21 protein-coding genes are annotated in these 22,835 nt (G+C 45.1%); 15 read left to right on the forward strand and 6 right to left on the reverse strand.

What is annotated here, in order from left to right; genetic code table 11:
- The first annotated feature begins 79 nt into the window (after positions 1-79).
- The gene (locus OH459_RS21655; RefSeq protein ID WP_005447902.1) at positions 80-331 is read left to right on the forward strand and encodes a hypothetical protein; all 252 of its coding nucleotides are present in this window, start codon (positions 80-82) and stop codon (positions 329-331) included.
- Positions 332-473: 142 nt separating this feature from the next.
- Here the strand turns inward: OH459_RS21655 and OH459_RS21660 are convergent, their stop codons facing one another.
- Positions 474-1,508 (reverse strand): NADP(H)-dependent aldo-keto reductase, encoded by a 1,035-nt coding sequence (locus tag OH459_RS21660; protein WP_005447904.1) that lies wholly within the window; start codon positions 1,506-1,508, stop codon positions 474-476.
- A gap of 154 nt (positions 1,509-1,662) precedes the next feature.
- Between OH459_RS21660 and OH459_RS21665 the strand changes: the two genes are divergently transcribed.
- Complete coding sequence (locus tag OH459_RS21665; RefSeq protein ID WP_005447906.1) at positions 1,663-1,974, forward strand: DUF6482 family protein; 312 nt, start codon at positions 1,663-1,665, stop codon at positions 1,972-1,974.
- A 139-nt stretch (positions 1,975-2,113) separates the two neighbouring features.
- On the opposite strand, the gene mutH is transcribed toward OH459_RS21665, so the two are convergent.
- The gene (gene mutH, locus OH459_RS21670) at positions 2,114-2,794 is read right to left on the reverse strand and encodes a DNA mismatch repair endonuclease MutH (protein ID WP_005447908.1); all 681 of its coding nucleotides are present in this window, start codon (positions 2,792-2,794) and stop codon (positions 2,114-2,116) included.
- 618 nt (positions 2,795-3,412) lie between these two features.
- Between mutH and rppH the strand changes: the two genes are divergently transcribed.
- The 5 genes from rppH to OH459_RS21695 are packed head-to-tail and all read left to right on the forward strand — an operon-like array spanning position 3,413 to position 8,708.
- Positions 3,413-3,931, forward strand: coding sequence for an RNA pyrophosphohydrolase (rppH, locus tag OH459_RS21675; protein WP_005434895.1), 519 nt, complete (start codon positions 3,413-3,415; stop codon positions 3,929-3,931).
- Positions 3,932-3,940: 9 nt separating this feature from the next.
- A complete protein-coding gene (gene ptsP / locus OH459_RS21680; RefSeq protein WP_005447910.1) occupies positions 3,941-6,187 on the forward strand; it encodes a phosphoenolpyruvate--protein phosphotransferase in 2,247 nt (748 codons plus the stop codon).
- 7 nt (positions 6,188-6,194) lie between these two features.
- The gene (locus OH459_RS21685) at positions 6,195-6,986 is read left to right on the forward strand and encodes a sulfite exporter TauE/SafE family protein (protein ID WP_005447912.1); all 792 of its coding nucleotides are present in this window, start codon (positions 6,195-6,197) and stop codon (positions 6,984-6,986) included.
- 39 nt (positions 6,987-7,025) lie between these two features.
- On the forward strand, positions 7,026-7,847 hold the full coding sequence (lgt, locus tag OH459_RS21690; RefSeq protein WP_005447915.1) for a prolipoprotein diacylglyceryl transferase: 822 nt from the start codon (positions 7,026-7,028) through the stop codon (positions 7,845-7,847).
- Between the two features lie 9 nt (positions 7,848-7,856).
- Positions 7,857-8,708 (forward strand): thymidylate synthase, encoded by an 852-nt coding sequence (locus OH459_RS21695; protein WP_005434888.1) that lies wholly within the window; start codon positions 7,857-7,859, stop codon positions 8,706-8,708.
- A 380-nt stretch (positions 8,709-9,088) separates the two neighbouring features.
- Here the strand turns inward: OH459_RS21695 and OH459_RS21700 are convergent, their stop codons facing one another.
- On the reverse strand, positions 9,089-10,234 hold the full coding sequence (locus tag OH459_RS21700) for a Na/Pi symporter (RefSeq protein ID WP_026000321.1): 1,146 nt from the start codon (positions 10,232-10,234) through the stop codon (positions 9,089-9,091).
- A gap of 386 nt (positions 10,235-10,620) precedes the next feature.
- Here OH459_RS21700 and nhaR point away from each other — a divergent pair, with 386 nt between their 5' ends.
- Together nhaR and OH459_RS21710 are read left to right on the forward strand one after the other, a co-directional pair.
- On the forward strand, positions 10,621-11,511 hold the full coding sequence (nhaR, locus tag OH459_RS21705; protein ID WP_005447920.1) for a transcriptional activator NhaR: 891 nt from the start codon (positions 10,621-10,623) through the stop codon (positions 11,509-11,511).
- 127 nt (positions 11,512-11,638) lie between these two features.
- The gene (locus OH459_RS21710; protein WP_005447923.1) at positions 11,639-11,944 is read left to right on the forward strand and encodes an ArsR/SmtB family transcription factor; all 306 of its coding nucleotides are present in this window, start codon (positions 11,639-11,641) and stop codon (positions 11,942-11,944) included.
- A gap of 131 nt (positions 11,945-12,075) precedes the next feature.
- On the opposite strand, the gene rpsT is transcribed toward OH459_RS21710, so the two are convergent.
- Positions 12,076-12,336: a 30S ribosomal protein S20 gene (gene rpsT, locus OH459_RS21715; RefSeq protein WP_005447926.1), complete on the reverse strand. Its 261-nt coding sequence runs from the start codon at positions 12,334-12,336 to the stop codon at positions 12,076-12,078.
- 294 nt (positions 12,337-12,630) lie between these two features.
- Between rpsT and murJ the strand changes: the two genes are divergently transcribed.
- The 6 genes from murJ to ispH all read left to right on the forward strand — a co-directional run bounded on the left by murJ (position 12,631) and on the right by ispH (position 20,254).
- Positions 12,631-14,193 carry a murein biosynthesis integral membrane protein MurJ gene (gene murJ, locus OH459_RS21720; protein ID WP_005447928.1) on the forward strand — a complete coding sequence of 521 codons (1,563 nt, stop codon included), beginning with the start codon at positions 12,631-12,633 and terminating at the stop codon, positions 14,191-14,193.
- 70 nt (positions 14,194-14,263) lie between these two features.
- Positions 14,264-15,199, forward strand: coding sequence for a bifunctional riboflavin kinase/FAD synthetase (gene ribF, locus OH459_RS21725; protein WP_005447930.1), 936 nt, complete (start codon positions 14,264-14,266; stop codon positions 15,197-15,199).
- Positions 15,200-15,263: 64 nt separating this feature from the next.
- Positions 15,264-18,092: an isoleucine--tRNA ligase gene (gene ileS / locus OH459_RS21730; protein ID WP_045490851.1), complete on the forward strand. Its 2,829-nt coding sequence runs from the start codon at positions 15,264-15,266 to the stop codon at positions 18,090-18,092.
- A gap of 73 nt (positions 18,093-18,165) precedes the next feature.
- Complete coding sequence (lspA, locus tag OH459_RS21735; RefSeq protein WP_005440576.1) at positions 18,166-18,672, forward strand: signal peptidase II; 507 nt, start codon at positions 18,166-18,168, stop codon at positions 18,670-18,672.
- A gap of 160 nt (positions 18,673-18,832) precedes the next feature.
- A complete protein-coding gene (gene fkpB / locus OH459_RS21740; protein ID WP_269988691.1) occupies positions 18,833-19,264 on the forward strand; it encodes an FKBP-type peptidyl-prolyl cis-trans isomerase in 432 nt (143 codons plus the stop codon).
- A 24-nt stretch (positions 19,265-19,288) separates the two neighbouring features.
- On the forward strand, positions 19,289-20,254 hold the full coding sequence (gene ispH / locus OH459_RS21745; protein ID WP_017190109.1) for a 4-hydroxy-3-methylbut-2-enyl diphosphate reductase: 966 nt from the start codon (positions 19,289-19,291) through the stop codon (positions 20,252-20,254).
- A gap of 113 nt (positions 20,255-20,367) precedes the next feature.
- Here the strand turns inward: ispH and btsR are convergent, their stop codons facing one another.
- Together btsR and OH459_RS21755 are read right to left on the reverse strand one after the other, a co-directional pair.
- A complete protein-coding gene (btsR, locus tag OH459_RS21750; protein WP_005447935.1) occupies positions 20,368-21,096 on the reverse strand; it encodes a two-component system response regulator BtsR in 729 nt (242 codons plus the stop codon).
- A gap of 31 nt (positions 21,097-21,127) precedes the next feature.
- Positions 21,128-22,798, reverse strand: coding sequence for a sensor histidine kinase (locus OH459_RS21755; protein ID WP_009697640.1), 1,671 nt, complete (start codon positions 22,796-22,798; stop codon positions 21,128-21,130).
- Positions 22,799-22,835: the final 37 nt, after the last annotated feature.

The raw sequence follows: 22,835 nt of genomic DNA on the forward strand, positions 1-22,835 counted from the left end.
TAGTCTCAACAGAATTTTTCTGTCCAATTACGCACTATTTTTCCCAGTCGATCCTTTATCGCAATTTGGAGAATAAGTTATGCGTCACTCTATCTATCTGAAACTAGCAACTGTGCTATTGAAAGCAGATCTAAAACGTGAAGAAAAACAATGGCAACGTATGGTTCGTCGTAGCTCACATGATATTCCATGGACTAACGAACACTTGCTAAAAGATATTGGCTTAGATAAAGACGGCCGCTCAACTCGAACTAGCGTCCCAGACGCCGTAAAAGTTGATCGTCGAGTTCGCCATCTTCGCCGAGTTTTAACTTCGCGAATACTGACGTAATCAAAAGCCCAAATTGAACTTTCCTTAATGCACTTGGTTCAATTTGGGCTTGATAGAAACAAAACAGGCTGACCATTATGGTCAGCCCGTTTTGTTTTTAGTGTCCGTTACTTTAGTGTGTTGGTCACGTCAACATGAAGTCTTACGGACAAGGGTTTGAGTAAGTGGTGCCAATCGCTTGGATATCATTTAGTAACGCTTCACTGAGGTGAACATCGATACTGTCGATATTGGATTTAAGTTGTTCTAGGTTAGTAGCGCCAATGATATTAGAACCCACAAATGGTCGCTGATTGACGAAGGCAAGTGCCATTTGCGAAGGATCCAAACCATGGTCACGAGCTAGATTGACGTATGCTTCTGTTGCTTTCACGCCTTGTGGAGTGAAGTAACGAGCAAAGCGTTCCCAAATAGTGCATCGGGCACCTTCTGGCTTCGCATCGTTGAGGTATTTACCGCTTAAACAACCAAAGGCTAGAGGTGAGTAAGCAAGTAGCTGAACGCCTTCATAATGGCTGATTTCAGACAAACCAACTTCAAAGCTGCGGTTCAACAAGTTATATGGGTTTTGGATTGAAACTATTCTAGGCAGATCGTGTTTTTCTGCTAAACGCAGCAGTGACATCACACCCCATGGGGTTTCGTTCGATACACCTATGTAACGTACCTTGCCTGCTTTAACTAGTTCGGTCAGTGCTTCAAGTGTTTCGATCAGTGTGACTTCTTCTTGCTTATCTGGGTAAGGGTAGTTGAGTTGACCAAAGCAGTTGGTTTGGCGTTGTGGCCAGTGCAATTGGTATAGATCGACATAATCGGTTTGTAGACGCTTGAGACTGTCATCGATAGCGGTATGAATATGGCGACGATTCAGACTCATGTTCTCTCGAATATAAGGCACGTTGCGTGGACCAGCGACTTTCGTTGCCAATACCACTTTTTCGCGCTTGCCACTTTTCGCTAACCAATTTCCAATATATTGCTCAGTGAGTCCTTGTGTTTCTGCTTTTGGTGGAACGGGATACATCTCTGCAGTATCAATAAAGTTCACGCCACGGTCGAGGGCGAAGTCGAGTTGTTGAAACGCTTCTTGTTCGGTGTTTTGCTCACCAAACGTCATAGTGCCAAGGCAGATCTTACTGATCTCGAGTGATGAGTGCGGTAGTTTTGTATATTGCATTTCACGTCCTTGAAGAATTACCGACTGAATAAGTCATTCCAATATAGGGGATTTTTAGTCGCTGTCGCAAATGATTTAACTTTCGCTTTGTAGTTAACTCGAAAGTTATCAATACGGTAACTAGACTTAAAAGATCTTGTGAAGGAGGTGCATTATGCAGAAGCATCAACTCGACATGTGGTTGCATGGCCACCACAAAGACTCCTACAAAACACCGAAGGTCTTTGTGATAGGTTGTTCTGATGTCTCTGACTATCTATTAGCAGTGGAGTACAAACACCAACTTGAGCCGATCAAAGATGGCGAAGATCCGATTCACTTTGGATCGTTAGACTTGGTGAAAGAAGAACTGCTTAGGTTGGGGATTGATAAAGCTTATTTAAGACTGCACAACGCGTACGATGAATTTGGTAGCGATGGCGCAGCCTCATATTGTGATATTGAATTGTCACTGGTAACGCATTAGGGGCTGTTGATCTTTTGAGCTGATTTTTGCCGCACTTTGTGGGAAATCTCTACAAGACAAAGGCTTTGAAGCGTAGCTCGCCTACATGAGAAGCCGATAACGCTGTAGAAATGAACCGCAAAAGACCAACAGAACCTAGTTACTCGGATTGAGCGTTGATATAGTGCTTCAGTAGGATCTGCTCAGTAAACTGTGTTCTGAGGTAGAATCCGCGAGGCAGGGTTTTGATCGGTTTACCATTTGAACTGTATGCTTCTGTTAAAGCTTTTGCGTTTGCAGCTTTCGGTCGTAAGTGCAGTGCCTCTCCATGTCTGGCGGAAATTTGATCAAACTTACCTAACACGATCATTTCCATCAGCTCTTCCCAATCGTTTTTTAGGACTAGCTCCTCTTCCTGGTCTGGTGACCAAATCAATGGACTGCCAACTCGTCGCTCTGCTAAAGGAATTTCGCGCTCGCCTTCCACGGGAACCCAAAGTACGCGGGAAAGTTTGTTGCGTACGTGACTGGTTTCCCATGTTAAGCCTTGTACACCAGTCAATGGTGCTACAGAGACAAAAGTGGTTTCCAATGGCTTACCAGAATAACTGATCGGAATGCTTTTTAGTTCGATCCCAAGTTTAGCGAAATCTTGTTGCGGCTTACTACCCGAAGGCGCACCCAAATGCCATTCAAGCAATTGACCAACCCAACCTTTGTCGCGTTTCAAGTTCTCTGGAACGGTCATGCCAGCCTCTTCGGCAAGCTCAGCAAAGCTTAAGCCAGCAATGTCGTGCGCGCGTTCCATCAGTTCAGCTTCGGATTGTGGTTCTGGTTTCATAATGACAAGGTGGTATTGGAAAACATCTAGTCTAACAAATTTGAATAAAATCCTCTGTCTAAGATTTCATCGAGCTGGATTAAGAATGATCAATTCATAACTTATCCACAGATTAGGAAGTGACCAATAGGATCTCTAGCTGAGCTGGATGAATAAACAGGGGTTTAGGTAGCGATTGAGACTTGCTTTTATTGAGATGCCATGAAGTCCTACCTGTCGAATGTGGATAAATAACCGATTGTGCGATCTTTGACCGATCTGTATTTGATGAAAAGATCATCAAGGCAAATAAGATCAATAAATCATCAATATTGCTTTTTATTCCTTTTTAATCATTTAGTTATCTATTTTTGGTTGAGCCTTTATAAATGTCGACAATAATGGTTTTGAACAAAATTCTTTGTTGATAGCGTTTTCTTCACAAAGTTATTCACAGAAAAGGTGAATAAATGTGGGCTATGTCTCAAACTTGTGTTGATAAAATAATGTCTGTTCAAAAGATATCCAAAACGGGGCGAAAGGTAATAAATCTTGCTCATATCACATCAGTAAGTTTGCTAGTAATGGGGATATGTGGAAAAATCACGGTAATAAAAAATTATTCATAGAGGTTAGCCAGTGATAGATGGCGATGGTTACCGACTCAATGTTGGTATTGTGATATGTAATAACCATGGTCAGGTCTTCTGGGCTAAACGATACGGGCAACACTCATGGCAATTTCCACAAGGTGGGATTGACGAAGGTGAAACACCTGAACAAGCCATGTTCAGGGAGTTATATGAAGAAGTCGGTCTGACGAAAAAAGACGTTAAGATCATCGCTACAAGTCGTCATTGGTTAAGATATAAGCTACCAAAGCGATTGGTGCGTTGGGACTCCAAGCCTGTTTGTATCGGCCAAAAACAGAAATGGTTTCTGCTGCGATTAGAGTGCGATGAGTCTCGCATCAATATGCAGCGCGGGAAATCCCCTGAATTTGATGGTTGGCGCTGGGTAAGCTACTGGTATCCAGTTAGGCAAGTTGTTTCTTTCAAACGTGACGTATACCGTCGAGCAATGAAAGAGTTTGCATCTTTAGCCATGCCTTTTCGAGAGCGTAAGACGAAAGGGAAAAGAAAAAAGCAACGTAGATAGAGGGTTAACATGCTCAGTCAGCTAAGGGAAATAGTTGAGAAAGTCTCCAGAGTCGATGATGTGCATCTGGCACTCGATATATTGGTAAAAGAGACTTGTGCCGCCCTATGCACTGAATGTTGTACTATCTATCTTGCTAACGAAGAAATGCAGCGCCTTGAGTTAATGGCAACTCAAGGCCTTATTTTTGAAGGCGATAGCATCCATATCAACTTCAATGAAGGCTTGGTTGGTTTGGTGAAGCGCAGTGCAGAGCCACTTAACTTAGCAGAAGCTTCCACTCACCCTGATTTCAAATTCTTCCCCCAATTAGGCGAGCAGGTTTATCACTCCTTCCTTGGTACGCCAATCATTCATCGCAAACAAGTACTTGGCGTGTTGGTTATCCAGCAGAAAACACCACGTTTGTTCAGTGAGATGGAAGAGTCTTTCCTTGTTACCCTATCGGCACAGCTTGCGGTGCTCATTGCCCATGCGCAAAACCTCGGTCATTGGCAACTTGCTTCCAAACCTACGGTGATCAAAGGCCTACCGGCTTCAACTGGGGTAGCGATTGGTGAGTTCTGGTTTGATAATACACAACCAAACTTAAATGATGTGTTTCCTGCGTCAGCGTTAGATAAAGAGCGTGAGCATGAACTTTTAGCGGTTGCAGTAGAGAGGGCATTGAGTGATTTTCGCCGTATGCGGAAAAAGTTCGACAGCGAAATCAATAAAGATGCCTTGGCGATCTTCGACCTTTTTACCCACTTACTTAACGATCCAATGTTGCGTGGTGATCTGAAGAAGCAGATCGAGAAAGGCGACCGAGCAGATTGGGCGTTGCGACAAGTTGTTGAGACCTATTCGAACCGCTTTGCACGTATGTCGGATGTGTACCTGCGTGAACGTGCGCAAGATATTCGTGAATTAGGACAACGCCTGCTCTATTTCTTGCACAATAGCGAGCAAGAACATGCCTCGATCGATCGTCCGGTGATCTTGGTTGCCAATGAACTGACGGCCACGTTATTAGCGTCGATTCCAAAACAACACCTTTTAGCGGTCGTGTCATTGGAAGGTGCAGCGAACTCTCACGCGGCGATTCTTTCAAGGGCATTGGGTGTACCTGCCATCATGGGCGCGAACATTAACACCAGTGTCGTGAATGGCAAGAAGGGGATTGTGGATGGTTACACTGGTGAGATCTATTTAGAACCTAACAGGCAGCTTCTACGCGAGTATCGTAGCCTTGTGAGTGAGGAGTCTGAACTGTTCGCCATGGTGAACAAAGACTTGGCACTGCCAGCCATTACAAAAGACGATTGCCACATTGAAGTGATGCTTAACGCGGGGTTGAGTGCCGATAGCAATATCGCGATCAACTCAGGTGTCGATGGCGTTGGTCTGTATCGAACAGAAATCGCTTTTTTACTTCAGCATCACTTTCCCTCAGAAGATGAGCAGTATCATCAGTACCAAGCAATTCTTAATAGTTATCCGAATCAGCGCGTTGTGATGCGTACCTTGGACATCGGTGGTGATAAGCCATTGCCGTATCTGCCGATTGATGAAGATAATCCGTTCTTGGGCTGGCGCGGTATTCGTTTTACTTTGGATCATCCGGATATCTTTTTGATCCAACTGAGAGCGATGCTAAGGGCGAGTGCTGAAAGCGGCAATTTAAGTATTTTGCTTCCTATGGTTTCGGGAATAAAAGAGCTCGATGACGCGATTACGCTTATCAATCAAGCGTACAGTGAAGTCGTGTTGCTGGATGAGCGAATTCAAGCACCAAAGGTTGGGGTGATGATAGAAGTCCCATCAATGGTGTACTTGTTACCGGCCATTGCTCATCGTGTTGACTTTGTTTCGGTGGGTACTAACGACTTAACGCAATATTTGTTGGCAGTTGATCGGAACAATTCCCGTGTTGCGGATGTCTATGAATCCATGCATCCGGCGGTGTTGTTAGCGTTAAAACAAATTCACGATGTTTGCCTCCAGTATCAAGTACCTGTGTGTATTTGTGGTGAGCTAGCAGGTGATCCATTTGGTGCGCTGCTCCTGTTGGGCTTAGGCTACAACAGTTTGAGCATGAACACCTCGAACGTGGCTAAGGTGAAGTATTTGATTCGTCATAGCCAACAAAAAGAACTAGAAAAACTCGTCGAGAAAGCCATGTCATGCTCTTACGGGCAAGAAATCCATCAAATGATGCATGATTTCTTTATCCAGCAAGGCTTTGCCGGCTTTATTCGTGCAGGTAAGAAGTAGGGTAACAGTGACCATCTCTTTATTTATATTATTGCTCGCGCTAGGCGCTTTTGTAGGCGTGATGGCGGGGCTTCTTGGTATCGGAGGCGGGCTGATTGTCGTACCTGCGTTACTATACCTTCTTCCTCTTGCTGGTATCTCTCCTGAAATGAGCATGCATATGGCATTAGCAACGTCATTGGCGAGTATCATTGTCACGTCAGGTTCTTCTGCACTGAACCACCTGAAGCTTGGGAATGTCGATATGTTTGTCGTCAAATGGTTGATGCCTGGCGTGGTTATCGGTGGTTTTGTTGGGGCTAATATCGCGGAATGGATCCCGACTCATTACCTACCGAAAGTCTTCGGTGTGATTGTGCTGTGCTTAGCAATACAAATGTTTCGCTCCATCAAGACGAAAAGTGAGAAGCCAATGCCGAGTAGTCCGGTCACTATGATGTACGGAACGGGAATTGGTGTCGTCTCTAGTCTTGCTGGTATTGGCGGTGGTTCTCTGTCGGTGCCTTTCTTAAACAAGCATGGCATTGAAATGCGCAAAGCGGTTGGCTCCTCATCGGTATGCGGTTGTGTCATTGCGATTTCAGGCATGATTGGATTTATCTTGCATGGCTACAAAGTTGAGGGGTTACCTGACTACAGTATTGGCTATGTTTACCTACCAGCTTTAGCGGCGATAGCGATGACGTCGATGCTCACGACGAAAGTCGGCGCTAAAATGGCAACCAACCTTCCTACGGCAGTCTTAAAAAAGATCTTTGCTGTGTTCTTGATGTTTGTTGCAGCGACCATGCTGCTGTAAAGTCCACCTGTTTTATTAGTAATAAGAAGAGAATGAGTTATGTCTCAGGGATACTTAGAATTTCCCAATATTGATCCGGTTTTAGTCTCTATTGGTCCTGTTTCTGTTCGTTGGTACGGTTTGATGTACCTAGTCGGCTTTATGTTCGCACTATGGTTGGCAAATCGTCGCGCAGATAAACCGGGTAGTGGTTGGACGCGTGAACAAGTTTCAGACTTGTTGTTCGCTGGTTTCCTTGGGGTAGTGATTGGTGGTCGAGTTGGCTACGTTATCTTCTACAACTTTGATTTGTTCTTAGCAGACCCCCTATACCTATTTAAAGTTTGGACTGGCGGCATGTCATTCCACGGCGGTTTGTTAGGTGTTATCACGGCAATGTTCTGGTACGCACATAAGAATGGTCGAACTTTCTTCGGTGTGGCTGACTTTGTGGCTCCGCTCGTGCCGTTTGGTCTTGGCATGGGGCGTATGGGTAACTTCATGAACAGTGAACTTTGGGGACGCGTAACAGATGTGCCATGGGCGATCATCTTCCCGAATGGTGGCCCACTGCCTCGTCACCCATCTCAGCTTTATGAGATGTTCCTAGAGGGCATTGTGCTGTTCTTCATTCTGAACTGGTTCATCAAAAAGCCTCGTCCTTTAGGTGCGGTATCAGGGCTATTTTTAGCTGGATATGGTACATTCCGTTTCCTAGTTGAGTTTGTTCGCGAACCGGATGCACAGCTTGGTCTATTTGGTGGTTACATTTCGATGGGACAAATCCTATCGTCACCGATGATCATTCTGGGTGTTCTTATGATGGTTTGGGCGTACAAACGTGGTCTTTACCAAGACAAAGTCCAAGCAGAAACGAAGTAAGGAATTGGTGTGAAACAGTATTTAGATTTGTGTCAGCGTATCGTTGACCAAGGCACTTGGGTTGAAAACGAGCGCACAGGCAAACGCTGCCTAACGGTGATCAACGCAGACTTGACCTACGATGTTGCCAACAACCAATTCCCATTAGTTACGACACGTAAGAGCTTTTGGAAAGCGGCAGTTGCTGAGCTACTTGGCTACATTCGTGGCTACGACAACGCAGAAGATTTCCGTAAGCTAGGTACGAAAACGTGGGATGCGAACGCAAACCTAAATGAAGCATGGCTAAACAACCCGTTCCGCAAAGGTGAAGATGACATGGGACGTGTATATGGCGTTCAAGGTCGTTCATGGGCGAAGCCAGATGGCGGTCATATCGACCAACTGCGTAAGATTGTGGATGATTTAACGCGTGGTGTTGATGACCGTGGTGAAATCCTAAACTTCTACAACCCGGGTGAATTCCACATGGGTTGTTTGCGTCCATGTATGTACAGCCACCACTTCTCACTGTTAGGTGACACGCTCTACTTAAACAGCACGCAACGCTCTTGTGATGTCCCGCTAGGTCTGAATTTCAATATGGTTCAAGTGTATGTGTTCTTGGCAATCATGGCGCAAATCACGGGCAAGAAACCTGGTCAGGCATACCACAAGATTGTTAACGCACACATCTACGAAGATCAGCTTGCACCAATGCGTGACATTCAGTTGAAACGTGAGCCACTAAAAGCCGCAACTTTCCACATCAACCCAGAAATTAAATCGCTAGAAGATTTAGAAACATGGGTAACCCTAGATGACTTCTGGGTAGAAGGTTACGAGCATCACGATCCAATTCAGTACCCGTTCTCAGTTTAACGAGTATGTTGAGTTTTCTAAGCCGCCTGCATGGCGGCTTTTTTACGCCTGAAGGGCAGGGAAAGAAGGGAACGGGCTTCACCCTATAGAATGCTGCGCTTCGAGAGCCGGGAGCGGGCTTTGCCCTGAGGAACGCTTCGCTTCGAGACGTGAGAGGGAATAAAAGATCCCCAACTCGCTCGCGCCGCGCTCTTGAGGATGACGTTCAATCACTCTGAAATCAAACGGTGTCATTTCCGAAAGCGAAGAAGGAGCGTCGTCGGGAATCTCTTTTACCATAGTTTACTGCGTGATTAAGAAATGAGAGCGCTTCTCGCTTCCCCAAAACGGAAAAAGGCTCCACCGAAGTGGAGCCTAAATAAGCGATGGTAATCTTATTATTATGCTGTCAGAGCAAGGATAGAACCTGGTAGCACGATGAATACTGCTAGTAGGTAACCTGCTACAACTGCTTTGTTCTTAATCGCCATTTCTGAAATCACTTCTGCACATTTCACTGGAATCTCACGTAGGAACGGGATACCGAAGATGAACAGTGTCGCCAGAATGTTGAACGTTAGGTGTACTAGTGCAATTTGTAGTGCGAATACTGCGAACTCGCCAGATACCGCTGTTGCTGCTAGTAGAGCCGTGATACATGTACCAATGTTTGCACCAAGAGTGAACGGGTAGATGTCACGTACTTTTAGAACACCTGAGCCTACAAGTGGAACCATTAGACTTGTTGTCGTAGAAGAAGACTGAACAAGAACAGTTACTACTGAGCCCGATACGATACCGTGGATAGGACCACGACCGATTGCGTTCTTAAGGATGTCACGTGCACGACCAACCATTAGGCTCTTCATTAGCTTACCCATAACAGTGATAGCTACGAAGATAGTACCGATACCTAGAGCGATTAGCGCTACGCCACCCATAGTGTCGCCAAATGTTGCTAGTGGCTCTTTGATTGCACTTACTACTGGTTTCGTGATTGGCTTGATGAAATCAAAGCCTTTCATACTCATATCACCTGTGTTTAGTAATGGTGACACCAACCAGTGAGAGATTTTCTCTAGGATGCCGAACATCATTTCCAGTGGTAGGAAGATCAGTACTGCAAGTAAGTTGAAGAAATCGTGGATTGTTGCGCTTGCGAATGCACGTTTGAATTCGTCTTTACAACGAACGTGACCAAGCGAAACCAGTGTATTTGTTACGGTTGTACCGATGTTCGCACCCATTACCATAGGGATAGCGGTTTCTACAGGTAGACCACCTGCAACCAAACCTACAATAATAGAAGTTACGGTACTGGAAGATTGGATCAGTGCCGTAGCCACCAAACCGATCATTAGACCTGCGACTGGGTGAGACGCAAATTCAAAGAGTACTTTAGCTTGATCGCCAGTCGCCCATTTGAAGCCGCTACCAACCATAGATACTGCTAGAAGAAGCAGATACAACATGAATGCCAAGTTAGCCCAGCGTAACCAGCGAGTCGTGCTCGAGATTGGTGCTGCTGTAGAAGTAGCTTGGTTCATCATAATTTTCTCCGTGGACCTTTCAGTTCGTTTATTTGGTCTGTTGTTGAAACTGAGGGCGATGTTAGAGATGAAATATTTCAGTAATATTACAGTTAGGTTTCTATAGAGGATTTTTATTATTCTTTTTGATAGTTATCCGTGAAGAAAATTTCACATCAAATTAAGATGTTGATTATTAAGGGTATTTATTGCTTATAGATCGGCGGGTTTATTTCTGGGTAAGATCAAAAAAGTGCGTTTGGCTTCAAGTTTTATGACAGTGTGAATCTTATATTTTCGGTAAAACCATATGTTTTGTAGCTTTATGTAGGTTTTGTCGAACTTATTGTTTGTCGGTGTCACATTTGATATAAAAAGTGTCATCTTCTTTATAGGGATTGGCTATGTCACATTTAAACTACAACCACCTTTATTACTTCTGGATGGTGTGTAAACAAGGCTCGGTAACAAAAGCAGCAGATGCGTTATTCCTGACGCCTCAAACGGTTACCGGACAAATTAAAGCACTTGAAGACCGTATGAAGGGGAAGTTGACCAAACGGAATGGACGTACAGTTGAACCAACAGAACTTGGGCAGTTAGTTTTTAAGTATGCCGACCGTATGTTTGGTTTGAGCTACGAAATGCTCGATATTGTTAACTATAGCCAACACTCTAATATCCTTTTCGAAGTCGGCGTCGCCGATGCGCTTTCTAAACGTCTTGTCAGCAAAGTCTTGATGACGACAGTTCCTGAAGACAACAGCATTCATTTACGTTGTTATGAATCAACACACGAGTTGCTGTTGGAGCGCTTGTCACAACATAAACTCGATATGATCCTTTCCGATTGCCCAGTAGATTCGACACAAAGCCCGGGTCTGTACAGTAAGAAGTTGGGTGAAAGTAGTATGAGCTTTTTTGCTTCGTCTGAAATCGCAGGAGTGAGCTTTCCTGAAGTCTTAGAGAAGAAAAAGTTGTTGATCCCGGCAAGCCGAACGGCAATGGGTCGTAAAGTATTGCAGTGGTTTGATCGCCAAGGCTTACAACCGGATGTATTGGGTGAGTTTGACGATGTGGCACTCATGAAAGCTTTTGCACGCTACCGCGATGATGTGATCTTTTTGGCTCCAACAGTTTATATGTCGGAGATTGAAGATGACCGAAACTTACAACTGATTGGTCACGTTGAAGACTTAAAAGAAGAGTACTACGTCATTTTTGCGGAACGAATGATACAACATCCAGCGGTTAAGAACGTATGTGATGCAGATTTTAGCCAAATGTTTGAATGAACACGTTCCGTTGCTCAATTAAATAGATTACTATCGATAAAATTATAACTCGAAATTATAAAATTCTGTAACACACAACAAACTGGCCAGGGTTGGGAAAAGTAAGTTGTAGCTAGAGGTCCAACGCATGAATCTACAAGAAATGGAGAAAAACTCCGCCAAGGCTGTCGTGCTGCTCAAGGCGATGGCAAATGAGAGACGCCTACAAATCCTTTGCATGCTGCATAATCAAGAGCTTTCGGTCGGGGAACTTTGCGCAAAACTAGAGTTGAGCCAGTCGGCATTGTCTCAACACTTAGCGTGGCTTCGTCGTGATGAGTTAGTTGCGACGAGAAAAGAAGCACAAACGGTCTACTACACATTGAAGAGCGATGAAGTGAAAGCGCTAATTCAAACACTTCATGGTCTTTATTGTGCAGAAGCAACCGCGTGATGACAGGTCACAAATTAGAAAAGCTGGCAGTGCCAGCTTTTTTATTGTCTTGAATTCGAGCTTTGCTGAATTTTAGGTATAAAAAAACCGGCGTTAGCCGGTTTTTTCTTCACTGTAGAATCAATTCTCTATTATAGAGCTTTGATTTGTGCAGTGAAACGAGACTTATGACGAGCTGCTTTATTCTTGTGAATAAGGCCTTTAGTCGCCATACGGTCTAGGATAGGTGTAACTGCAGCGAATGCAGCAGTTGCAGCTTCTTTGTCGCCTGCTTCGATAGCAGCAACAGTTTTCTTCATGTAAGTACGCATCATTGAGCGACGGCTAGCATTGTGCTGACGACGTTTCTCAGCTTGGATAGCGCGCTTCTTAGCAGATTTACTATTTGCCAAGGGTCTAACTCCCAAAAACTTAGTTCTGTGACAATTTAAGGGCGAGGACTATCCCTCATTTGCGCCTAAATGTCAAATGATTTGTGCAAAAACCCATCGAAGCCAAAACAAGTTTTGGTAAGAAAGGTTATCGCGGTTAAGATGGCGGGGATTCTAACAGCATTTTTAGACCATTGCTAATACTTATCCGCTTAGATCTAACAATAACCGGATATATTTTTAACGCCCATTTGTAGCTTTCAAAGGCTTAGAGGAATAGGGTTGGCTATCTTTTGGTGATATTCCGAGGTTACAGTGAGTAAACGACTGCTCAAGTCTGGCATGATCGTCAGTGCCATGACATTAATTTCGCGCGTCCTAGGTTTAGTTCGTGATGTAGTAGTAGCAAACTTGATGGGGGCAGGCGCGAGTGCCGACGTCTTCTTCTTTGCCAATAAAATTCCTAATTTCTTACGCCGTTTGTTTGCTGAAGGCGCATTTTCTCAAGCTTTCGTTCCTGTATTAACTGAAAGTCACGCACAAGGGGACATGGACAAAACTCGTGAGTTGATTGCTCGTGCTGCTGGTACATTGGGTGTGATTGTCTCTATTGTTACCATCCTTGGTGTTCTTGGCTCTGGCGTCGTGACTGCTTTATTTGGTTTTGGTTGGTTTTTAGACTGGATGCATGGTGGTCCCGCGGCTGAGAAGTTTGAACTTGCCAGCGTAATGCTCAAGATTACCTTTCCTTATTTATGGTTCATCACTTTTGTTGCCTTATCGGGAGCCATTCTCAATACACTAGGTAAGTTTGCGGTTTCTTCTTTTACTCCCGTCTTCCTCAATGTGATGATCATTTTGGCTGCGTGGTTTATCTCTCCGCAGATGTCACAACCAGAGATTGGTCTTGCCATTGGTGTTTTTCTTGGTGGGTTGGTTCAGTTCTTATTTCAAATCCCTTTCCTTATTAAAGCGGGAGTTATGGTCAAGCCAAAATGGGGTTGGCGCGATCCGGGGGTGGTGAAGATCCGTACCTTGATGATTCCTGCTTTATTTGGTGTGTCTGTAAGCCAAATCAATCTACTGTTTGACACTTTTATTGCCAGTTTTCTACAAACCGGTTCAATCAGTTGGTTGTACTATTCCGATCGATTGTTGGAATTCCCGTTAGGCCTGTTTGGTATTGCGATAGCGACGGTGATTCTCCCAGCGTTATCACGTAAGCACGTAGATGCTCACAGTGAAGGCTTTGCACACACCATGGATTGGGGCATTCGTATGGTGACCTTACTGGGAATCCCAGCAATGCTTGGTTTAATGGTACTGGCGAAGCCGATGTTAATGGTGCTGTTCATGCGTGGTGAGTTTTCTCCGCAGGATGTGCATCAAGCTTCTCTCTCTTTATTAGCGTATGCTTCTGGCTTGCTTAACTTTATGCTGATCAAAGTTCTTGCTCCGGGTTACTACTCTCGTCAAGACACGAAAACGCCAGTGAAATACGGCATCATTGCGATGCTAACTAACATGGTATTCAATGCGATCTTTGCTTATTTCTATGGCTATGTTGGTCTGGCTATCGCGACTGCGCTCTCTGCTTTTGTAAATATGGCATTACTCTACCGTGGTCTCCATATCGCAGGTGTGTACCAAGTGACCAAACGTACAGTCCTCTTTATTATACGTTTGATGATCGCGGGAGCTGCGATGGTTGCGGCTATTTTGTGGCAGCTAGAAGACATGTCGGTATGGTTAGATTGGAGCTTTGCTCATCGCAGTGGCGTATTAGGAATGCTGATTGCGCTTGGTGCAGGTGTTTACCTAGCCGTCGTGTTTTTACTCGGTGTACGTTTAAAAGACCTAAAAGCTGGGACAGAATAAGGTTGATTGGTATATAATCCGTCAGTTTCACACAGTGCAAAGTAAAAACAGAGGCATAAAGCAGTATCCAATGGAACTGATTAGAGGCATTCACAATATCAAGTCGCACCATCATGGGTGCGTGTTGACTATTGGCAATTTCGATGGCGTGCATAGAGGTCATCAACAAGTATTGCAGCAAGTGTCTGAACAAGCGGAGAAACTTTCGTTACCTTCGGTTGTGATGACCTTTGAACCTCAGCCGATGGAGCTGTTTGCTCGAGATAAGGCACCTGCGAGGTTAACGCGACTGCGTGATAAGTTTGTTCAGCTGAGTAAGCTCGACATCGATCGTCTGCTGTGTGTTAACTTCAATCGTCATTTTGCTGACCTAACGGCGGAAGAGTTTATCCGTGACTTGTTGGTTGGTCGATTGGGTGTTAAGTTTCTTGTCATTGGTGATGATTTCTGTTTCGGCAAAGGTCGAACAGGAAACTTTGCAATGTTACAAGAAGCGGGGAAAAAGTACGGCTTTGAAGTTGTGAGTACCCAAAGCTTTTGTTTACAGCAATTACGAGTGAGTAGCACGGCTATTCGTAAAGCGCTGGCTCGTGATGATTTGCATTCCGCGCAAGAGATGCTGGGAAGAGATTACAGCATCAGCGGTCGTGTTTCTCATGGAAGAAAGCTAGGTCGAACCATTGGGTTCCCTACTGCAAATATTCCTTTGAAACGCTGTGTTTCTCCGGTTTCCGGAGTTTATGTTGTTCAAGCGCTTGGCTTAGGAGATAAGCCAGTTGGCGGTGTCGCTAATATTGGTCAACGACCAACAGTAAATGGTGTTCGCCAGCAGTTAGAAGTACACTTATTCGACTTTCACGCTAATTTATATGGCAAGCAGCTAGAAGTGGAACTTTTGCACAAACTTCGAGATGAGCAAAAGTTTGAGTCGTTTGAAGCACTTAAACAACAAATCGAATTGGATGCTGAAGCAGCAAGGGTGTGGCTGCGTCAGCTTAAGCGTTGAGCGGTTTATTCCACCGTGCAACATAATGTCTAATTTTCGCCCAATATAACGGAATTAAGAATCGATGAGTGAGTATAAAGATACCCTGAACTTACCTGAAACAGGGTTTCCAATGCGCGGCAACCTGGCCAATCGTGAGCCAGAAATGCTTAAGCGTTGGTACAAAGAAGATCTTTACGGTGAAATCCGTAAAGCTAAGAAAGGCAAAAAGTCATTCGTACTGCACGATGGCCCTCCTTACGCGAACGGTGACATTCACATTGGTCACGCACTAAACAAGATTCTTAAAGACATTATTATTAAATCCAAAACACTTTCAGGTTTTGACGCACCTTACATCCCAGGCTGGGACTGTCACGGTCTACCAATCGAATTGATGGTAGAGAAGAAAGTTGGCAAACCAGGACAAAAAGTGACAGCTGCTGAGTTCCGCGAGAAATGTCGCGAGTACGCGGCCGGTCAGGTTGAAGGTCAGAAAGAGAGCTTCAAGCGTCTTGGTATCATGGGTGAGTGGGACAAGCCATACCGCACTATGGATTTCGCAACTGAAGCGAACATCATTCGTGCTCTTGGTAAGATCGCAAGCAAAGGTCACCTACTGAAAGGTTTTAAACCAGTTCACTGGTGTACAGACTGTGGTTCAGCTCTTGCTGAAGCAGAAGTTGAGTACAAAGATAAAGTATCGCCATCTATCGACGTTCGTTTTAAAGCGGCTGACGAAGCGGCACTGCTATCTAAGTTTGAACTGACAGAAGGTCATGAAGGTCAAGGTGACGTGTCTATCGTTATCTGGACAACAACGCCTTGGACGCTGCCTGCAAACCGCGCAGTATGTCTACGTGATGATCTAGAATACGTACTTATCCAAACAGAAGGCGACAACGCTGAGCGTATTATCGTTGCTGCTGAGCTAGCGAAAGACGTAATGGATCGTGCTGGTATCGAGCACTTCCACAACCTAGGCTTTGCAAAAGGTGCGGATCTAGAGCTTTCTCAGTTCCAACACCCATTCTACGATTTCACAGTACCGGCGATCCTGGGTGATCACGTTACAACTGATTCAGGTACTGGTGTTGTTCACACTGCACCTGGTCACGGTCAAGAAGACTTTGCGGTTGGTAACAAGTACAACCTAGAAGTAGCAAACCCAGTTGGTTCAAACGGCGTTTACCTACCAGATACAGAGCTATTTGCTGGTCAGCACGTATTTAAAGCGAACGATGCAGTAGTCGAAGTACTGAAAGAAAAAGGTGCACTACTACACCACCACGCTTACGAGCACAGCTACCCACATTGTTGGCGTCATAAGACTCCAATCATCTTCCGTGCTACGCCTCAATGGTTCGTCTCTATGGACCAAGCTGGCCTACGTGCTAAAGCACTAGAGTCAATCAAGAATGTTGAGTGGATGCCTGAGTGGGGTCAAAGCCGTATCGAAGGTATGATCGAAGGTCGCCCAGAGTGGTGTATCTCTCGTCAACGTACTTGGGGTGTGCCAATTGCTCTGTTCGTTCACAAAGAAACAGCAGAACTTCATCCAAACACACTAGAGCTTATCGAGAAGGTTGCTCTGTTGGTTGAAGAGAAAGGCATTCAAGCGTGGTGGGATGTTGATTCAGCAGAACTACTAGGTGACGAAGCAGACCAGTACGAAAAAGTACTAGATACGCTAGACGTATGGTTCGATTCTGGTGTAACACACTTCTCTGTTGTTGATGCTCGTGAAGAGTACAACGGCAACAGTGCAGACCTATACCTAGAAGGTTCTGACCAACACCGTGGTTGGTTCCAGTCTTCGCTAATTTCATCTATCGCGATGAAAGACGAAGCACCATACAAGCAAGTTCTGACACACGGTTTCGTGGTTGATGGTCACGGTCGTAAGATGTCTAAATCTATCGGTAACGTGGTTGCGCCAAAAGACGTAACGAACAAGCTAGGTGCTGACATTCTTCGCCTATGGGTAGCATCTACTGACTACACTGGTGAAGTTGCGGTTTCTGATGAAATCCTAAAACGCAGCGCAGATGCGTACCGTCGTATCCGTAACACAGCGCGTTTCTTCCTAGCTAACCTGAGCGGCTTCAATCCAGAAACAGACATCGTTCCTGTTGAAGAGATGGTTGCGCTAGATCGCTGGGCAGTTGGTCGTGCGCTAGCAGCACAAGAAGAGATTGTTAAAGCGTACGAAGAGTACAACACACACGGTGTGACTCAGCGTCTAATGCAATTCTGTTCAATCGAAATGGGCTCTTTCTACCTAGACGTAATTAAAGACCGTCAGTACACAGCAAAACGTGGCGGTAACGCTCAACGTAGCTGTCAGACAGCACTTTACTACATCGTAGAAGCGCTAGTTCGTTGGATGGCGCCAATCATGTCGTTCACTGCAGATGAAATCTGGAACGAAATGCCAGGCGAGCGCGACAAGTTCGTATTCACTGGTGAGTGGTTCGACGGTCTATTCGGTCTTGCTGAAGGTGAAGAGCTGAACAACGAATTTTGGACTGAGATCCAAGCGGTTCGTGGTGCAGTAAACAAACTTCTAGAAGATGCGCGTAAAGAGAAAACCATCGGTGGTGCACTACAAGCTGAAGTGACGCTATTTGCTGATGACGCTCTAGCGGCGAAAATCAACAAACTAGAAGATGAACTGCGCTTTGTTCTACTAACTTCTGCTGCGAAAGTTAAGTCTCTAAGTGAGAAGACTGATGCAGCACAAGCGACAGATATCGAAGGCTTGTTTGTTGAAGTGGCAGCTGCTGAAGGCGAGAAGTGTGACCGTTGTTGGCACCACACGCCAGACGTAGGCACAATCGAAGGTCACGAGAAGATCTGTGGTCGTTGTGTGTCTAACGTTGACGGCGAAGGTGAAGTACGTAAATTCGCGTAATTACCCAGTACAACTGAACTTTTTTTAAAATTAACAGCCCCAGTATTTACTGGGGCTGTTTGTAGGTAAAGTAATGAGTGAAAAAGCACTGACGTTAAAGCAATCTGGAGTTCGCTGGCTGTGGTTAGCAATTCTGGTATTTATTGCAGATATTGGCATCAAATTGGTGGTGATGGACAACATGGGCTACGGATGGGCAAACCGAATTGAGGTGCTGCCATTCTTCAACCTACTTTATGTTCATAACTACGGTGCAGCATTCAGCTTCTTGAGCGATCAAGCGGGTTGGCAGCGCTGGTTGTTCACAGGTATCGCGTTTGTTGTTACAGGTCTTTTGACCTACTGGATGAGCAAGCTTCCAGCGAAAGAAAAATGGAACAACATCGCTTACGCACTGATTATTGGTGGTGCAGTGGGCAACGTGTTTGACCGTGTTGTTCATGGCTTTGTTGTTGATTACCTAGACTTCTTCTGGGGGAACTACCATTGGCCTGCATTCAACCTTGCAGATACAACTATCTGTATTGGTGCGGCAATGATCATTCTTGATGGCTTCCGCAAAAAGGACGCTGACAAGTAATCTTTTGCGATATATCGAATAACCCTAAGCGTCGTCCGTTGATTCGGACGACGCTTTTTATTATGTTGGAGCGCAATCCGCGTATCTTCGTACAATAAAAGTAATCACGGTGAGTGATCATATAGAGCGCTGGAAAACCCAAGAACAAGGAAGCAGTAACGTGACAACAATAAATCAAGATTCAGCAGTAACACTGCATTTCACCATCAAAATGCAAGATGGCTCTGTAGCGGACAGCACACATAACATGGGCAAGCCTGCTAAGTTCGTGATGGGCGATGGCAGCTTAAGTGAGAACTTTGAGCAGTGCCTATTAGGCTTGCAAGTAGGTGAACAAAAGGCAATTGAACTAAAAGCGGCTGACGCTTTTGGCATGCCGAATCCAGACCATATCCACCATATGGATCGCACTAAATTTGTGGGCGAAACGGAAGTTGAAGTCGGCACTATTATGGCGTTCAGTGGTCCCGATGGTATGGAAATCCCGGGCATCATTACTGAGATTGCTGGCGACTCAGTAACAGTGGACTTCAACCATCCACTCGCGGGACAAGACGTGACTTTCGAAGTCGAAATTTTGTCAGTAGAATAGCGAACCAAATAAAAGATAACTTCCATGAGCAATGAAATGAAAATCCTGTTAGCTAACCCACGTGGTTTCTGTGCTGGTGTTGACCGCGCGATTAGCATCGTAGAACGTGCGCTAGAGATGTATCAGCCACCTATCTATGTTCGACATGAAGTAGTGCACAACCGCTTTGTGGTTGAAGGTTTAAAACAGCGTGGTGCTATCTTCGTTGAAGAACTGCACGAAGTGCCAGACAACAACATTGTGATTTTCTCCGCTCATGGTGTATCTCAAGCGGTTCGCCAAGAAGCGAAGTCTCGTGATTTAACTGTGTTTGATGCGACCTGTCCGCTGGTAACCAAAGTACATATGGAAGTAGCACGTGCAAGCCGTCGCAATATGGAAGTGGTATTGATCGGTCACGCTGGTCATCCAGAGGTGGAAGGCACAATGGGTCAGTATTCAAGTGATACAGGCGGTATGTACCTTGTGGAAACACCTGCGGATGTTGAGAAGCTAAAAGCGATCGTAAAGGATCCATCTGATCTACACTACGTGAGTCAAACGACACTGTCTGTTGATGAAACCGCTGACGTAATTGAAGAGCTACGCCGCGTATTCCCAGACATTCAAGGTCCTCGTAAAGATGACATCTGTTACGCGACGCAAAACCGTCAAGATGCTGTGCGTGAGCTTTCTGCTGACGTAGATGTGATGGTCGTGGTAGGTTCCAAGAATTCATCAAACTCAACGCGTTTAAAAGAGCTCGCTGAAAAGCTAGGTACGCCAGGATACCTAACAGATTGTCCTGAAGACATTAAGCCTGAATGGTTTGAAGGTAAAGGCAAGGTTGGTGTGACTGCTGGTGCATCTGCGCCTGAAGAGCTGGTTAATCAAATCCTAGATCGCATCAAAGAGTTGGTTGGGGCGCAAGCCGTAGATGAAGTGCTTGGTCGCGAAGAAAACATGTTCTTCGAAGTACCAAAAGAGCTACAAATCAAGCAAGTTGATTAAGGCGATGAAAATATGCAAAAGGCGACCAGAAGGTCGCCTTTTTTGATTGTGTGGTTTCTATCTATTCGTGATGGTTTATACCCAGCCATTTCGGGGTTATTTTGGTATATACCCTAATGACTAATGCCGAGTAGCTCTTTGAGTACTTTTAAATAGCGGCGGCTCACGGGGATCTCAAAGCCTGTTTTGGTAATGATTTCTGCCAGCCCGTTTTCTAATAGCTTAATCTCGCTGATGGCTTTAATACTTACGAGATATTGTCGATGACAACGTACCAGTGGCGTTTTCTCTTCCAAGGTTTTCAGGGTCAATTGAGTACTTGCGGTTTGGCTGGTGGAGCGCACATGTACACCGCTAATATCACTGTAAGCACACTCAACTGTCTCCGTCGCCATGATCACTATGCGGTTGTGCCCAATACATGGAATTTGGTCGAGGTTTTCTGGTGCGATGGCTGACAGTTGCTGAGTGAGCGCAGATTGACTCATCACCTTGCTAAGGCGTTTGACGGTTTTGGTCAAACGACATGGATCAACGGGCTTGAGTAAGTAATCGAAGGCATTGTCTTCAAAGGCTTGAATAGCGTATTGATCATAAGCTGTCACAAACACCACGTAAGGCATAGTTTCTGGGTCTAACATTCCCAGCAGCTCAATGCCCGTCACCTGAGGCATTTGGATGTCGAGAAACACCACATCTGGTTTCAGCTCATTGATTTTCTTCAGTCCCATGATGGCGTTTGACGCGTCGCCAATCACCTCAATTTGACCTGTTTCATCCAATAGCTCTGCCAACTCTTCACGAGCAAACTGTTCATCATCAATGACGAGGGCGGTTAACATCCAAGATTACCTTTGTGCGTTTTCATTGCGCTTATCGCGAGTGGGGAATGATAAAACTCATTTTAGTAAATTGATGCTGCTGAGAGGTAATTTTTAGCGCTGAATCACGCCCAAATTGATTCGACAAGCGCTTATCGACGATTTCCATACCCAAACCAGAATGATTCTCTTTTGGCGGCTTATAACTACCTGCGTTGTCCTCAACCGTTATCAGCGCGCCTTGAGGGTGTGCTTGGCTATAAATCTTCACTTTTCCTCCCTCTAACATATTAGAAACACCATGCTTGATGGCATTTTCGACCAGAGGTTGAAGAGTAAAACTCGGCAGCTTGATATCCAGTAATTCTGGTTCAATATCAATCTCAACTTCTAGGCGATCGGTAAAACGTGCTTTTTCGATCGATAAGTAGGAATTCACGTGCGCCAATTCTTCTTTTAGCGTCACTGTATTGATGTTCTGCTTTAAGTTACTACGGAAGAAATGAGACAGATTTTGGATCAGTTCTCGTGCTTTGTCAGGATCACGACGAGTGATGGCACTAATGGTATTTAACGCGTTGAACAAGAAATGTGGATTCACCTGAGCATGCAGCAGTTTGATTTCTGCCTGAGCCAGTAGCGTTTGTTGCTGCTGATAATCACCATACAAGATTTGGCTTGAAAGAAGCTGAGCAATCCCTTCTGCCATTGACATATTCGCAGTAGAGAACAGTTTGCGTTTTGGTTCATAAAGCTTAATGGTTCCCACCACCTCTTTGCCTGCACGCAGAGGAATTATCAATGCAGAGCCCAACTTACAGTCTTGTGCTAATGAGCATTGATACGGTCGTTCGCTACCATCAAGGTAGATGATGTCGTTCTTTTCCATCGAATCTAGCGTGCTTTGCGATGAAATAGGAGTATTTGGCTTATGGTGATCATCGCCGATACCAACGAAAGCTAGGATCTTTTCTTGGTCGGTGATCGCGACGGCACCTACTTTGGTTTCGTCGTAGATGATGCGGGCGATTTTGTCTGCATTCTCACTGTTAAAGCCGGTACTTAGAATACCAACTGAGCGATCGGCGATGCTTAATGCGCGGCGGGAGAAGGTGGCTGAGTATTTTTCGAAAATGGTTTTACGGTCTTGCAGGATACTCATAAACAGTGCCGCACCAACCGAGTTAGCAATGATCATTGGAGCGGCAATCGCTGAGACAAGCGCATAGGCTTGGTCGAAAGGTTTGGCTACAGCGAGTAACAGAATCATCTGCACAATTTCTGCTACAAAAGTGACACTGAATACCACGCTTGGATTGAACAGCATGGCTCCCTTGTTACGCTTTATAAGGTAGACATGCAGCAAGCCGCCAATCAAGCCTTCAGCCGTGGTAGAAATTGCGCAGGCTAAATCGGTAAAACCGCCAAGTGTGTAGCGGTGAATACCACCAGTTAACCCCACAGCAAAACCGACCACAGGACCACCAAACAACCCACCCATCACCGCACCAATGGCACGCGTATTGGCGATAGCATCGTTAATATGCAAGCCGAAGTAGGTGCCGAGAATACAAAAGCCAGAGAAGAGTACATAACAAATGAGCCGATGACTGAGGCGAGAGGAGATACTCAGCAGGGGCAAAATGATCGGCGTTTTACTCAGCATGTAAGCCAGCACTAAGTAAACACACATTTGTTGTAAAAGGGAGATGACCAGTTCCATAGCGAACCTAACCTAAAAATGATGTTGTTATTGTAAC

The organism is Vibrio sp. MM46, from assembly GCF_027587135.1.
Taxonomy (GTDB): domain Bacteria; phylum Pseudomonadota; class Gammaproteobacteria; order Enterobacterales; family Vibrionaceae; genus Vibrio; species Vibrio harveyi.

Bases quoted from the DNA above. Each gene is read 5' to 3' on its own strand.
- OH459_RS21655 (WP_005447902.1), top strand. From the start codon at position 80: ATGCGTCACTCTATCTATCTGAAACTAGCAACTGTGCTATTGAAAGCA.
- OH459_RS21660 (WP_005447904.1), bottom strand. From the start codon at position 1,508: ATGCAATATACAAAACTACCGCACTCATCACTCGAGATCAGTAAGATC.
- OH459_RS21665 (WP_005447906.1), top strand. From the start codon at position 1,663: ATGCAGAAGCATCAACTCGACATGTGGTTGCATGGCCACCACAAAGAC.
- mutH (WP_005447908.1), bottom strand. From the start codon at position 2,794: ATGAAACCAGAACCACAATCCGAAGCTGAACTGATGGAACGCGCGCAC.
- ptsP (WP_005447910.1), top strand. From the start codon at position 3,941: ATGCTCAGTCAGCTAAGGGAAATAGTTGAGAAAGTCTCCAGAGTCGAT.
- lgt (WP_005447915.1), top strand. From the start codon at position 7,026: ATGTCTCAGGGATACTTAGAATTTCCCAATATTGATCCGGTTTTAGTC.
- OH459_RS21700 (WP_026000321.1), bottom strand. From the start codon at position 10,234: ATGAACCAAGCTACTTCTACAGCAGCACCAATCTCGAGCACGACTCGC.
- nhaR (WP_005447920.1), top strand. From the start codon at position 10,621: ATGTCACATTTAAACTACAACCACCTTTATTACTTCTGGATGGTGTGT.
- OH459_RS21710 (WP_005447923.1), top strand. From the start codon at position 11,639: ATGAATCTACAAGAAATGGAGAAAAACTCCGCCAAGGCTGTCGTGCTG.
- ribF (WP_005447930.1), top strand. From the start codon at position 14,264: ATGGAACTGATTAGAGGCATTCACAATATCAAGTCGCACCATCATGGG.
- ileS (WP_045490851.1), top strand. From the start codon at position 15,264: ATGAGTGAGTATAAAGATACCCTGAACTTACCTGAAACAGGGTTTCCA.
- lspA (WP_005440576.1), top strand. From the start codon at position 18,166: ATGAGTGAAAAAGCACTGACGTTAAAGCAATCTGGAGTTCGCTGGCTG.
- ispH (WP_017190109.1), top strand. From the start codon at position 19,289: ATGAGCAATGAAATGAAAATCCTGTTAGCTAACCCACGTGGTTTCTGT.
- btsR (WP_005447935.1), bottom strand. From the start codon at position 21,096: ATGTTAACCGCCCTCGTCATTGATGATGAACAGTTTGCTCGTGAAGAG.
- OH459_RS21755 (WP_009697640.1), bottom strand. From the start codon at position 22,798: ATGGAACTGGTCATCTCCCTTTTACAACAAATGTGTGTTTACTTAGTG.